Below are 15,039 nucleotides of genomic sequence, written 5' to 3'. Positions count from 1 at the left end.
CTTGCAAACCCACCCATGGACTTTCCCGTCACCCGGATCAAAGGCGGCGTCGGCGCGCCGCGCGGTTACCAGTGCTCTGCCATTTCCTGTGGCATCAAGAACCCTGCCGCCGAGCGACTCGACCTCGCGCTGATCTATTCGGAGAGCCCGTGCACCTCTGCGGGGACCTTCACGATCAACCGCGTCAAGGCCGCGCCGGTGAAGCTTTCGCAGGCACACCTGCGCAAGGGCGACCTCCGCGCGATCATCGCCAATAGCGGCAATGCCAACGCCTGCACCGGCGTGCAGGGGATCAACGACGCCAAGGCCATGTGCAAGGGCGTGGCGATCCCGCTCGGCCTGAACCGCAGTGAGATCGGCGTGTGTTCCACGGGTGTGATCGGCTTGCCGATGCCGATGGCGCGTGTCGAAAAGCGTTTCGATGAACTCGTCGAGGGCCTCGGCAGCGGTCGCGGCACCGAAGTGGCCCGCGCCATCATCACCAGCGATACCCACCACAAGGAGATCGCGATTTCCTTCGACCTCGGCGGCCACCGCGTCCGCATCGGCGGCTGCGTCAAAGGTGCCGGCATGATTTCCCCGAGCATGGCGACCATGCTGTGCTTCATCACCACCGATGCGAATGTCCCGCGCGACACACTGCGCAAGGGCGTGCTGGAGTGCGTGGATGAAAGCTTCAACCGCATCACCATCGACGGCGACATGAGCACGAACGATACCGTGCTGGTGCTCGCCAACGGCCGCTCTGGCATGCCGCCGATCCGCCGCGGCAGTTCGCTCTGCAAGCAGTTCCGCCAGGCGCTGCGCCATGTAATGCTGGAGCTCGCACAGGCCGTCGTCCGCGACGGCGAACGCGTGACCAAGTTCGTCACCGTGGAGGTGAAGGGAGCCCGCACCTATCTGGATGCCAAGCTCGTGGCCGAAGCGGTCTGCAAGTCGGCGCTGGTGAAGTCGTCATGGAACGGTGGCGACCCGAACTGGGGCCGCGTGCTGCATGCCGTGGGCTACTCACGCGCGCGCATCCGCGAGGAACTCGTGGACATTTTCTACGATGGCAAGCCCGCCTGCCTCGGCGGCCTGCAAGCGACCACGCCGATGGACGAGCTGCGGGAGATCGCGGCGAAGCCGGAGTTCACGATCGAGATCCACCTGAATCAAGGAGACGCCGACTACTGCATGTATAGTAGTGACCTCTCGCCTGAATACATCGATTTCAACCGCTCCGAATACGCGTACTGGAAGCAGGCGCGGAAGGATGGGTTGGTGTAGTTCCCGACTCGCGGCCGGGTAAGCTCTTCAGGCCTCCGAGACGGAATGCAAGAAACCCAGCCGTTGGCTGGGTTTCGCGCCATCGCTGCTTGAGGCTGCGGCAGAACACCGCAGCCCCCAAAGGCAGACTTCAATTTCCGGTCACAATCCGGGCGAGGACCCGTTGCTGTGGTGTCGGCGAGGTGATCGACGCGGTGACCCGGATGATGCCATTCACCGGCACGCCGGGAGTGATCACCACGCCGCTGCGAGTCCAGGTCGAGCCATTGGTCGACCACTCGATCGCCACTTCGCCCGGCGGGAACAGCTCGCTCTGTGGATAGCTCAAGGTGGTCTTGGTCGAATTGATCCGAGTGATGACGATCTGCGCGGTATCCTGCTGGGTGGCGCTCAGGCCGTAGAGCATCTCCAGCACGTTCGGACGGCCGTCATGATCCGGGTCAGCGTTCTGGCCCCAGACCGTCGCCTCGAGGGCGGGGTTGGACAAGGTGGACGGCGAGAACTTGCCCGAAGCCCAGCCGGCGTAGGCGGCGGCCAGGGTGCTCGTGCTGCGGTTCTGATAGACCCGGAACACGTTCGACAGGACCTGCGAACCCAGCGGATTCGTCGCGACGAGCTGCAAGCTGTAGTCGCGGCCTTCCGCAGCCGACGGCGTGCCGGTGAAGACACCCGTGGCGGCATTGAACGAGAGCCAGCCGCCGACCGGCAGCGGGCTGCCATCCGTCATCTGGACCGCAATCGTGAGCTGGCCCGGATAGATCGGATCACCGAAGGTGGCCGCGTTCACCGTGAAGTTGAAGGGCGTGCCCTCCACCGCAAGCTGATCCGGCACCGGCACCGCGAGGCGCGGACCCAAGTCATACTGAAGCTGCAGCACGCGAGCGTCTCCGGCACCGGCCGCATTGGTCAGATTCACGCTGTCGCCGCTGGCACCGGCCACGCCGGTGAAACCATCGAGCGCCACTGAGCTGCCGTAGCGGTCCGTGGAGTTCGTCGCACCCTGGGTGATGCGGTCGATGGCAAGCCAATCGGCGGTATTCGCACTGCGGCGGAAGATCTCCACCGAGCCACGGGTTTCCGTAGCGCTCTCATTACCTGCAGGAGCACCCACCAACAGCAGGTTTCCGGCAAGGGCGACGGACGCACCGAAGTGACGGGAGGTTACGCCGTCCGCCGGGAAGGCATCGCGGACGAGACCCCACTGGTTCGCACCGCCGGAGTCGCGCTCATAGATGCGGACGTGGCCGGGCTTGAGACCGCCGAAGGGCGGAGTCGGGGAATAGATGCCAACCGCGATCCGGTCTCCCGAGACGTCGACCGAGTAACCGAAGCCACTGTAAGCCTTCGCTTCCGTGCCATCGAACTGATCGAGGCGCTTCAGCTCGGTGAAGGTCCCGGCCGCCGATGGGCGGGTGCAGATGTAGGCGGCACCGAAGTTCCACTGGGTGCTGTTGCCGGAGAAGTTCGCACCGGGCGAACCGATGATGACAACGTTTCCATCGATGGCGATGGCACCACCGTAAAGTTCGGAGTCATTCGGCAGGCCGCTGGCGCGGTTATCAGTGGCGACGAGGGTCTGCGTGGAACTCCAGGAGCCGGGCGTGCCACCACGCTTGAAGACAAACACGCGACCAGAACGCGCAGCACCGGTGATGTTCGAAGTCGGAGCACCTACTAGCAGCGTATCCCCTTGCAGTGCGACCGCGCTACCGAAGCCGTCACCGCCGGAGCCGTTGATGATCGGCGGCGTGAGCTTCGCCACCTGGAGCCAGGCATTGCGGTTCACCGGATTGCGCTGGAAGACATAAGCCGCGCCCGAATTGGGAGCACCGGACTGATCGGCACCGGGAGCGCCGACCACCATGTAGTCGCCGTCGATGGTCACCGCCTGGCCGAAGTTGTCGCCCGCGATCGTGTCGCTGGCGCTGAATTCCGTCACTTCACCCCACGGTGCGCCGAAGCCCGCGCTGCGTTCGTAGACATTGACGCGACCGGCATCGACCGCCGGCGTATCGCGCAGCGGAGCACCGACGACCAGAGTATCCTTGCTGATTGCGGAGCTGCTACCGAAGCCGGCAGCCGCCTGGCTGACATCGGCTCCGGTCGTGGCATTGAGGGCTAGCAGCTGATCGACCTCCGCGTGGAGGATGTCGACGGTGGTAGTATTGTCGACCACCGCTGGGGCGAAGCCGTCCTGAATCGTAATGGTGAAGCGAGCGGTTTCCGGAGTGTTCGGTGTGACGCGAGTTCCCGGCGTCGGCGTGAAGACCAGAGCGCGGATTGCCGTGGAGACTGCCAGAGGCGTGCCGGTCATGCGATAGGTGCCGCTGCCTTCCGACAGCAGGGCGAAGCCACCGAGATTCGAGAGCGCTCCCTTGACCGCATTGTCGATCTGAATGGTCACGGTCTGCGGCTGGAGGCCGAGGTCATCGATATCGGTGATATTCACGCCGACAAACGGACGCAGCGAGGCACGCATGTAGAGCTTCTGACCAGCGACTGTGCCCGTGATGATCGGCACATCATTGACCGGCGTCACCGTGACGACCGCGGTATCGACGAGGACCGGTGGCACCACCACGCCATCATCCAGCGTGACGGTGAAGCGGGTCTGCTCCGTGGTGCCGACGATGATGCGATCCAGGAACGGCGTGAAGACCAGCCCGCGGATGGCGATGGTGGCATTCGCCGCGGTGCCGTAGAACTCGAGCACGCCCGGTGAGATCAGCGTGAAGCCAGGGCCGGACATGATGCCGCGGTCGGCAGGGAAGCTGACGCGCACGCGCACCAGCTGGCCGCCGAGGTTATCCACTTCGATCACCGTCGAGGAGGCGAAGGGATTGATCGCCGTCTTGTCATTGGTGGCTCCCGGGATGGCACCGAGCAATTGCGGCGCATCGTTGACCGGAGTCACCTTGATCACCGTCTTGTTGTCGGTGACCAGCGACGGCGTGAAGCCATCATCGATATCCACGACGAAATGCGTGTCCTCCGTGGTGCCGATGAAGATGCGGTTGATGATTGGCGTGTAAGTCAGGCCGCGCAGTGCCGTGGTGGCATCGGCGCCAGTGCCATGGAAGACGACCGCGTTCGGTCCGGACTGTGCAAAGCCAGCACCAGCGAGGGTGCCGTGGTCACCTTCAAAGGTCACGGTCACGGTCAGCGGCTGGATCGTCAGGTCATCCACTTCCGTGAGCGTCACGTTCGGGAAGGGCTTCACTGGCGTCTTGTCATTGGTCGCTCCGGGAGCAGTGCCAGCCAGGACCGGCGCATCGTTGACCGGAGTCACCGTCATGACGGCGGTATCCACGATGACTGGCACCGTGGTGAAGTGGTCGTTGATGCTGACCGTGAATTTCGTGTTCTCGGTGGTGCCTACCGTGATGCGGTTCTCCACCGGCGTGTAGATCAGGCCGCGGATCGCCGTCGTGGCCTGGGCTGCGGTGCCGATGAACTTGATCACACCGGTCGAGACCGGAGTGAAGGCTCCGGCCAGCGTGCCGCGGTCGCCCGGATAGCTGATGATGACTTCCAGCTGCTGAAGCGTGAGGTCATCGATCTCGACGAAGGTCGAGTTCGGGAAGGGCTTGATCGGAGTCTTGTCATTCGTGGCGCTCGGCACCGCATTCAGCAGCGAGGGAGCGTCATTGATCGGCGTGACCGTGGTGACGGTCGAGTCCTCGATCACCGGCGTGACGACGTGGCCGTCATTCATGCTGACGGTGAAGCGGGTGCCCTCCGTGGTACCCACCACGATGCGGTCGGTCGTCGGCGTGAAGACTAGGGCGCGCATCGCGATCGTCGCTTGAGCCGCGGTGCCGGTGAACTGAAGCAGGCCCGGCGAAACCAGGGAGAAACCACCACCGGAAAGGATGCCGCGCTCAGCCGCGAAGGAAACGCGGATGGTCACCGGCTCCAGGCGCTGGCTGTCGTACTCGATCACCGTGACGTTCGGGAACGGATGCAGGTTGCTCTTGTCCGTCACGCCATTGGTTTCGGCATTCACCATCTTCGGCGGATCGTTCACGCCGGTGACGGTGATGGAGACGGTCGCCGTATCGCGGTCTTCACCCGCGGCACGCTGGTCGATGTGGGCGATGCCTGGATACTCATTGCCGCTGTCATCCTGGACCCAGTAGGTCAGGACGGCGCGACCATTGAAGGAGGCGGCCGGCGTGTAGTTGACCTTGCCCGCGGCGACGACTGCCGTTCCCGCGCTAACCGGATCCAGCGTGACTGGACGTGCGGTGGTGAGCGTGAAGTCAGCCTGCGAAGGAAGCGGGGTCGCGGGATAGGAAGTGCGGAGGATGCCGTCATTCGCGGTGACATCCAGCGGCACCACACCGGCACCGGCGATCAAGGTGAAGTGGTCATCGCTCACGCTGATGTCGCCGACCTTGACCGTGACATCCGCTTGACCGGTGCCGCCGAAGCCATCGGAGACCTTGTAGGTGAAGACCTCGGTGCCCACGAAGCCCGGCTGTGGTGCGTAGAGCAGATTGCTACCGGAGATTTGCACCGCACCATTCGTGGGAGTGGTGACTTCGGTGATGATCCACTCGCTCGCGCTGGCGGGCAGCACGCTGTCGTTGGCCAGCACTGGCAGCAAGGTGCCGGTGGAGTCGCTGCGGACGGAGAAGCGGTCGTGATTCGTTTCGAGATCCACGGCACCGGCGCGGTTCAGCACCTGGATGGTGATCGTCGCATCGCGGCGATCCGTGCCGCCGGCCGAGATTTCATAGGTGAAGGTCTCGATGAAGTTGCCCGCCGGGTTCAGATCGCTCGGTGTGTAGCGCAGGGCCGCGCCGTCCTCGATGATCTCGAGCGTGCCGCGGTGGGCCGGGTTCGAGGCATTCGATGGATCATCGCCCACGGCGGTGATGAAGAGCTGCTGGCCGCCATCCGGAATCACGCGGTCATTCGCGAGCACTGGCAGGCGGTTCTCCGTGCTGCCACGGAAGACGAGGAAGGCATCGTCACCGGCGATCATCTCGCCATCTGTCGAGCGGACGGACACACGCGCGGTGTCAGACGAGTCACCATCGGTCACGGTGTAGGTGAAGGACTCCACGCCGCGGAATCCGGTGGCCGGCGTGTAAACCAGCTTCTTGAAGTCGGAGCTGATTTCCACGGTGCCGCCATGGTCCGGCGCATCGAGGCCGGTGCCGATGGACGCCACCGAGAGCGAACCCGGCAGGTCGGAAATGCGGAGGTCGTTCGACAACACCGTCAGTTCGGTCGCCTGGCTGTCAGCCTGCACGGTGAAGTAGTCGCTGCTGGCGCGGATACCACCGGCGACGACCACCACGGTCACGGTGCCGGTGGAGGTGCGGCCACCGATGTCGCTCACGGTGTAGGTGAAGTTCTGCTGGCCGACTGCCCCTGCGGCGGGATCGAAGGTCAGGGTGGCACCGCCCGGCGTCACGTTGATCGTACCGATCGCGGCACTGGCGGGAGTGATGTTCGTGATGGTGAGTTGGCCATTGCCGCCTTGGAGCACGCTGTCGTTTGCCAGCACATCGAGAACGGTGGTGCCGTCGTCGGTCGTCTTGGCCGGATTGTCGTAGGCGACGCTGAAGATGTCGCTGTTGATCGTGAGGAAGCCGACCTTCACCGTCACCTGTGCGGTGCCGGTGCCACCGAGGCCATCCGCGACCGAGTAGGAGAAGGTATCGGTGCCGAGGAAGCCTGTCGTCGGCGTGTAGGAAAGCGCGACGCCGTTCGTCACGACCACCGTGCCGTGCGCGGCGGGAGTGACCGAGATGATGTCGAGATCCTCGCCGTTACCAGGCAGGATGTTGTCGTTCTCCAGCACGTTGAGCGTGTTCGAGACGCTGCCGGCCGGCACGCTGAAGGCATCCGCGCGGACGTTCAGCGTGTTCGCACGATTGACCACCAGCATCGACACCGTTGCGGTCGCGGAGGTCGTGCCGCCACCGTTCATGGTGTATTCGAAGGTTTCCGTGTAGGGGAAGGCGGTGATCAACGGGTTCGGCGTGTAGCGGACCTTGCCGTTCTCGATCGTGGCTTGGCCGCCTTGATCCGGCGCGGAGGAAATCGATTCCAACGTCAGCGGATCGCCGGTCGCGGGGATCATGCTGTCGTTCGCCAGCACATCGACGAGCGGTGCCTGTCCGGCAGCCACGGTGAAGTGGTCTTCATTGGCCCGGAGGTTACCATTCAGGCGATCGATCGTCACGCGGGCGGTCACCATCGCACTGTCGCGGTTTCCGAGGTTGTCCTCGATGGTGTAGCTGAAGACTTCATCGCCCACGAAGCCGGTCTGCGGCGTGTAGATCAGCGACTGGTCGCCATTGAGCACAACCGTGCCGCCGGCGCTGAGCGGACCCACTTCCACAATGCGGCGGCCGGTGGCCAGGCCGTCGAGGCTCACGTCGTTCGACAGCACCTTGAGTTCGATGTTCGAGCGATCCGCCTCGATTCGGTAGATGTCGTCGTTCGCGAACAGGAAGCTGCCGTCCTGGAGAGTGTAATTGTAGGTGTCGACGAAAGTCTCACCCACCGCGAGGCCTTGGAGGGTGAAGGTCGGACCTCCGGGAAGATCGGAGAAGACCGAGTCGCGCGGGTCATACTGGAAGATGCTGGCGAGCACGGTCCAGGAACCGCCACCGAGCGAGGCAAAGGCAGCATTGTAGGCGACGGGAATGCTAAAGGTATTGTCGTCGATCTTCGTCACCACGAACTGGCCGGTGAGCGAGCCGCTGCCGAGCAGCACCACTTCTTCGCCGGACACGAGGCCGTGGCCGGTGGAAACGACCGCGGTCGCGCCCGGAGTGCCAGCCACCGCGGCGAAGCTATCGATGGAACCATTGCGGCGATTGAGCAGCACGTTGACCTTGCCCGCGAAGACATTGGTCGGGAACGCGTCGGTTGGCTTGAGGAACTTGCGGTTATCGGGAAGCAGCGTGTTCTGGTCGATGTCCGCACCGCTGAGCAGCAAGCCCGGCGTCGGCACATTCAACAGCGTCTTTTCGTCGATGGTGAGCGCCACGTTGTTGGCGTTCGGCGAATCGTTGCGGCCTTCCACCATCACCGCGATCATCGTGTTCACGCGGGCGATGCCATCGAACACGGTGACTTCGAAGGTATCGATCACACGTTCCTTGAACGCCAGCTTCTGCAAGGTGGTCGACAAGGTCGGATCGTAGGTCAGCGTCGCGCCATCGGGGCTGAGGCGGATCGCGGCACCTTCACGGCTGAGATTCTGGCCGGTGCGGATTTCCAGTCTCAGCACGTCGGTGCGGTCGACATCGGAGTCATTAGAAAGGATGTCGGCGCTGGAGAGATCAAGTGCGGTGTCCTCGTCGGTCTGGTCGAGGCCATTGATCACCACGATGTCGCCGAAGGCTCCGCCGGGCGGGCGGATCGAGACATTCACGCGGCCCTGCGAGCCGGCGGCCGGCAACAGGTGGAGGATCGTGGAGTTATCAAGCAGCTGCGGTGCGGTGGTGCCACCGGTGAGATACGGGCCAAGCACCGAGATGCCCGGCGGATTGTCGCTCGGGATCGGGGTGTTGTTCACGCCGGCCACGACGACCGAAAGCTTGGCCAGCGAAACTGCGCCGTGGTTGTCCTCGACGGCGTAGTAGAAGGTGTCCGTGCTGCTTTCGTTATTGGCGAGGCCATCGAGGAAGGCGGACGGACGTGGGTTATAGACCAGGTTCGTCTGGTTGCGGTTCGCGCGGATCTCAAGCGTGACCGCGGCACCGTCCTTGCTGGTGGTGGACAGGCGGTTCTCGTTGGTGAGAACGGTCCACAGGCCCTTGGTCGCGGCGTCATCGACGAAGGCGATCGGGATCGTGAAGGTGTCCGCACCGGTGACGGTCACCACCTGGTATCCGTTGTAGGAGGGATGACCACCGTAGCCGGAGATGAGAACCGTGGTGCCGGTCTGCAAGCCGTGGCCTGGTGCGGTGACGGTCACCGGGGAAACTCCCGGCGTGCCGCTGAAGCCACCGATCGCCTTGGCCTGGCACACACCGATCAGCTTGAGCTGCGTGAAGGGATTGCCATCGTCATCGGGGTCGGTGTCGTTGGCGAGGATGCCGGTGCCATTGAAGATCCGCGGTGCGGGATAGAGTCCATCGGTATCGAGCGCGATGTTCGAAGCGCGTGGATCGGCGAAGACGCGGAGGATCGTGTCTTCATCCGTGGTGACGGAATCGGCAACCGGAGTCGGCGCATCATTGCGGCCGAGCACCGAGACCTGGACCAGTGCCTGCGAGCGGGCGCTCGGCGTGCGGAGCGCGGAGTCCTGCCAGCGGCCACGCAGCAGCGGCGCCGGATCTCCGGCGAATGCCACCGGGATGCTGAAGTGATCCGCATCTAGCGCAGTGATCGTGTGGGTTGCGTTGTAAGCCGCGAATCCCGCATCGCGGATGGTCACTGAGGCACCACTCGCGAGGCGGTGGGCCGGTGCCGTCACGATGGTTGCCGAGGCTCCCGATTGGGCATAGCCACCCACGGCGCCACCACCGACATCAACGATCGAGTAGGCAAAGGTATCGGTGTAGCGGGCACCTTCGGACAGGTGGTTGAAGGCGACGCGCGGGTCGAAATTCACCGCGGTGCCGCGCAGCGGCGAGGCGATCGGTGTGATGGCTACCGTAGCACCGGCAGTCGTGGTGATGCTGCTGTTGCTCGTCGCCGGCGGACTCGCGGGCAGGGTCGCATTCAAGTCCACGATGAACAGCTCATCGGAACCGTCGGCATCCAGGTCGTTCGCACGGACGGAAAGCGTCTGCGGCACGTCTTCGGTGAGCTCGAAGCTATCGAGCGCGGCAATCGGATAGCCATTGGCCTGGCCAAACGGCGTGTTCGCGGTGTCGGCTCCCGGAGAGGTGGCGCTACCGGGCGGCTTGCTCTTGTCAAAGCCACCATTCGGCGGAGCCTGCACGTAGCGGTGCGGGGCGAAGGCTGCACCCTGATACTGCGGTGCGAGCGTGATCGAGTCGGCCGAGTAGTCATCGGTCACCGACGGCGTCGTGGCATTGGCGAAGGCAGCGACGTAAGAAACCGCTTCAACGACGGCATTGCCCGCAGCGAGCGGCTTGCGCAGCTCGATGCGACCGCGCTGTGAAAGCTCGAGGTCTTCATCCGAAACGATGACCGGCGTCGTTCCCGCGGCGGTGATCAGGGTCTCCGCAAGCACCAGGCCATTGCCCGGGGCAACCACCCGTGAGGTGAAAGTGTGGCGCTTCTCTCCATCGATCCACACTTCATAGCCGGTGATGTCGAGACTCGCCTGGTCCCGCGGCATGTAGAACTCGATGAACTGGTTGTTCGGGTTCGTGGCCGGAAAGATTTCGTGAATGATCAGTTTGCCGAGCGCATTGGCATCGATCGCGCCCATGTCGCAGGACGCATCGCGGATCACGCCGCGCTGGTCGACGGCAGAGACACCGGCGATGCCCGTTCCGATGGCCGGGCTGTCGGGAAGCAAGCGATAGCCGCGGGTATTGCCCTCCACGGCGGCGAGCGGCGCGAGCTTCGGATCGATGTTCCGCTTGTCAGTGATGTGGTTCAGCAGCACCGCCTGCTGGGGCACGCCCCCTTGGATGAACTCCGTGGTGGTATTGTCGCGCGAAAGGTTGCCGCCATTCGAAACCATGTCGGCACCGCCCGCGACCTTCAGGTTGCGATTCGAGGTATCGGCGAAGATGTTGTTCGTGAGCAGCACCCGCGAGTTCGACACGTTGTTGAATACCGAGCTGGCGCCATAGGCCGCATTGCCGCCGCCGATCGCCGCGTCGATGTTACCCGCGAAGGTGCAATGGCTGACGGTCGTCTGGACGAACTGCGTCGGCGTATCGTTCTCCACATAGAGCGCACCGCCACCGAAGCCGGTGGGCGCGGACTGCGAGTTACCGGAGAACGTGGTATTGGTGAAGGAGCAAGCTTGGTTCGTGTAGAGCGAGATCGCACCACCACCGAGACCGGCGGAGGCATTGAGCGAGTTGCCTTCAAAGGCGCAGCGCGAGACCTGCACCGAGCCATCGAAGACATCGAGCGCGCCACCCCACTGGCTGGCGAGGCAGTTCGCGATCACGCAATCCTCGATCACGAGCGAACCCGGCAGGGCCCCGGGCTGGAGACGTCCGACAAACGCGGCGCCGCCGGTATCGCCGAAGCCGCGTGCGAGGCGCAGACCCTGCATCCGCACGGTGGCGAAGATGCGGAAGAGCTGCACGTCACCCGCGTCGGTGGTGGCGTTTGCATTCGAGTCGCCGGTGATCGTCAGCTTGTCGGAGCCCGGGCCACGGAAGGAAAGGTGCTTGGTGAGGACCAGCGGACCCTTCGCCTTGCTCAGGCGGATCGTTGCCGGATAGGTCGGCAGCGCGAAGACGATTACATCGTTGTTTGCCGCATTGTTGACGGCGTGGCGCAGGGTGCCGGGCACCGTCTCATCATCAAGAAGGTTGGTGACGAGGAAGCTGCGCGCGTCGCTCTTCAACAGGATGGGCAGGGTGCGCGAAGTGAAGTTCAGCGCGGAGTCGGTCGCTGTGATGGTGAAATCCGTGCGGCCCGATTGGTTCGGCGGGAAGATGTAGCTCGGATTGATGTCGTAGTTGATCGCGCGGATCGCGGTCTGTGCCGCGGAAGCGAGGCCGGTGAAGCGATAGCTACGGGAACCAGCTGGCGTTTCAATGAAGCCGCCGAGATTGCTCAGCGCGCCCTTCGCCACGGTATCGAGCTTCACGGTCACCTCGATCTGGCCGCTGTCGGCAATGCCGAGCAGGGCGAATGGCTTGGGTCCGGTGGAGGGATCAATCAGCGCCGGGCTGGAAGCCAGCGGGAAGACCGGGCTGCTGCTCCACGTGAGGCGCGGCGCGCCATCCACCGCGGTCACCTCGACCTGCGTCTGGTTGTTAGAGACGGAGACGGTGCCGTCGTTCAGCGTGATGGTAATGGTGACGGTCTCGCTGGAGTTCACCGGGACGCGACCCCCTGCCGGCTCGAAGCGAACCTGGCGGAGCTTGGTGGTGAGCTCGGAAACCGTGCCGGTGATAACGTTCGGCGTCGTGAAGGTAATGCCGCTGAAGCTGCCCTGCGCCGGGTCGCCGAGCGACAGCGTGACGGTCAAGGTCTGTAGCGGGTCGCCATCGATGACCGAAATCGACGAGAACGGAAAGACCGCGGGTGCGGACGGATCATCAGTGGTGCGGATCAGAGAGGTGGTCACGCCGGTGAGTTCCGGCGGGTCATTCACGAACTGGATGGGCAGCGAATAGGTGCGCCTCACCGCGGTGCCAGTGGTGTTGTCCGGATGGACGTCGGTCACGTCGATGTCGAAGGCGGCCGTGACATTCGCCGACTGCTGCGTCGGCGTGAATACGATCGCCTGGACCGCTGCCGCAACCTGTGCCGCGGTGCCGGTGGCGGTGGTAGCGGAGAGAGTGCCGCGGAGAGGTGCCGTCGGAGTGATCAGGATGGAAAACTTCTCGTTGATGTCGTAGTCGCTCACCGAGAGGCGGAAGGGCGAAACCGGGCCGGCGTCGGAGATCGAGGCGACGGAGAGGGTCGCGAGCGGGATCGGGGCGTCGTTGACCGAGCGGACGTAGAGGGAGTTGGCGGGGGTGGAGGCGGTGCGGGCGGTGCTATCGCGAACCGTCACTCCGATGCTGAAGTTGTAGAGGCCGACCGGATTTGCGTTCGGGATCGGCTTGAAGGTCGCGGCCAGGAGTGCGGTGGACGCGCTTGAAGGCGACTGCGCAGGGAGCGTGTAGGTCCGGTTGCCGCTGGCGGTCGCGGTGGACGCGCCGGGAAGCGTGAAGGTGCCATAGGCATCCGCGCTGACCGGAATGGTCACGATCACGACTTGGTTGTCATTGCTCGGCTTGCCGTGGTCGGGATCCGCGATCGTGACCGCCGAGAAGACACTCTGGGCCACGCCCTCTTCCCCGCCAGGAGAGGAAGGAGAGTCGAGCAAGGGCGAGGCGGACGTGCCATTGAAGGTCGCCGTGATCGTCGGATTGTCCTCCACCGGGGTGACGGTGATGGTGTAGGTCTGGATCGCCGACTGGTTCACCCCGCCACTGGTGGTGCCGCCATTGTCGTGAATGCGGACGCTCACCGTGGAGCTGCCGTTCTCATTCGGTGCGGGCGTGAACGTCAGCGTGCCAGTGTCGGTCAGCGCAGGTGCCACCGAGAAGAGGCCCGGATTGGTCGAGCTGATGGTGAAGTTGGTCGTTTGCCCGCTTTCGTCGGAAGGTCCCGGGCTGATGTTGGTCGCCCATCCGGTCTGCGAATAGGCACCCGAATCCTCGGCGACGGTGACATTGGTCGCGGCGAACGACGGCGCGTCGTTGACCGCGGCCAAGGCGATGCGGACCGTAACGGGAGTGGCGGACTCGTCGCCGCCGGCATAGGCGACCACGGTGAAAGCATTGACCGCGGAGCCGTTCACATCATCGGGGGGCGTCCACGTCCATGTTTCGCCGGAGCCGAGAGCGCTGTTGACGTTCACGGTCGCGCCCCCCTGCTTCAAGGAGCCGGCAACGATCGACTTGAGACGGAACTGGATGCCGGAGCTGTCGACATCCGCTTCGTCTGCCGCTGCGGCAAGCGTGGCGTAGGGGATCGAGAAATTCTGATCCTCGGTTCCTCCCGTAAGGATGTTGATGGTCGTGAGCGTCGGATCGACGGCGGAAGCAACGCCGGTCAGCGATACGAAGCACGCGAGGAGAGGAAGCAGGCGCGAACGGAGGTCCATGGGAGTGAAAGGCGGATGGGAGAGGGAGAAGGAGGAAATCAGGGAGGCGAAAGTACGGGAGCGGCAGGCGCAGGCGCGGGAGTGACAGGAAGGGTCACCTTGGCCGCGGCATCGGCATTGATGGATGCCTTGGAAGATTGCATCGCGTCGGCGAGGAATTGCTCCTCAAGCGCGCGGCGCTTATCGCGCAGGATTTGTTGGCGGAGATTATCGGCAACCTCCTCCATTGGGCGTGCACCACCGGCACGCGCGTCGGTTTTCATGATCACGTAGAAGCCATCAGCGGCTTCGATGACCCCGCTGCGCTTGCCCTTTTCCAGGGCGCGGCCCGCTTCGAGCACGTTGACGGGCAAGCGGGTTTCCTTGGCGTCGCCCTCGATCCAACCGAGGTCGCCACCGCGATAGCGCGTGACCTGATCTTCCGAATGCTGTGCGGCCACTTGACCAAAGCCTCCGGCGGCCGGTCCCCTGCCCCCGGGCGCGGGAGCGGCATCGGCCAGGGCGATGGCATCTTCCAGTCCCTTCTTCGCCTCGGCCTTGCGGGCGTCGGAAGCCTTTGCATCGGCAGCTTGAAAGAGAATGGCGAAACGATCGAGAGGCTTGCGGGCGAACTCGGCGCTTCGCGAATCGTAGGCAGCCTTGAGCTCGTCATCGCTCACGGTCACCTTCGCGACTTCGGCATCGATCTGCTTCTCACGAAGCCGCGCAATGATGATGCTCTGGATGCTGCGCTGCGTTTCGGGATCGTCGGCGATGCCCGATTGCTTCGCCTTCTCGACCAGGGCGAGACGGTTGGCCATCTCCTTCAGCAGCTCCGGCGCGGCAGGCACCGCCTGATGGTTCGCCTTCCGCCACTCGGCCTCCTGGATGAGATCCTTTTCGGTGATGGCCTGCGCGCCCACCGTGGCGAGCGCGTCCTTGGGAATTGCCGGGGCTCCCGTCGTCGCCGGTTTCTCGCACTGACTGACAAGGCAGGCAGTGGCGCAGAGGGCGATGGCGCGGGGCAGGAATCGAAGCAGCATGAGCAGGCGAGACAG

3 protein-coding genes are annotated in these 15,039 nt (G+C 64.1%); 1 reads left to right on the top strand and 2 read right to left on the bottom strand.

Features of this window, described 5'->3' with window-relative positions; genetic code table 11:
• Nucleotides 1-15 precede the first annotated feature (15 nt).
• A complete protein-coding gene (gene argJ / locus WKV53_RS20325) occupies nt 16-1,269 on the top strand; it encodes a bifunctional glutamate N-acetyltransferase/amino-acid acetyltransferase ArgJ (protein ID WP_341406631.1) in 1,254 nt (417 codons plus the stop codon).
• Nucleotides 1,270-1,399: 130 nt separating this feature from the next.
• Here argJ and WKV53_RS20320 read toward each other — a convergent pair whose 3' ends face one another.
• Together WKV53_RS20320 and WKV53_RS20315 are read right to left on the bottom strand one after the other, a co-directional pair.
• Nucleotides 1,400-14,002, bottom strand: a complete 12,603-nt coding sequence (locus WKV53_RS20320; RefSeq protein ID WP_341406630.1) for an Ig-like domain-containing protein — start codon at nt 14,000-14,002, stop codon at nt 1,400-1,402.
• Nucleotides 14,003-14,040: 38 nt separating this feature from the next.
• The gene (locus WKV53_RS20315) at nt 14,041-15,024 is read right to left on the bottom strand and encodes a peptidylprolyl isomerase (RefSeq protein ID WP_341406629.1); all 984 of its coding nucleotides are present in this window, start codon (nt 15,022-15,024) and stop codon (nt 14,041-14,043) included.
• Nucleotides 15,025-15,039: the final 15 nt, after the last annotated feature.

The sequence above is a fragment of the Luteolibacter sp. Y139 genome, assembly GCF_038066715.1.
Classification (GTDB): Bacteria; Verrucomicrobiota; Verrucomicrobiia; order Verrucomicrobiales; family Akkermansiaceae; genus Haloferula; species Haloferula soli.
Note: the sequence above shows the minus strand (reverse complement) of the source record. Positions and strands in the feature narration are given on the sequence as shown.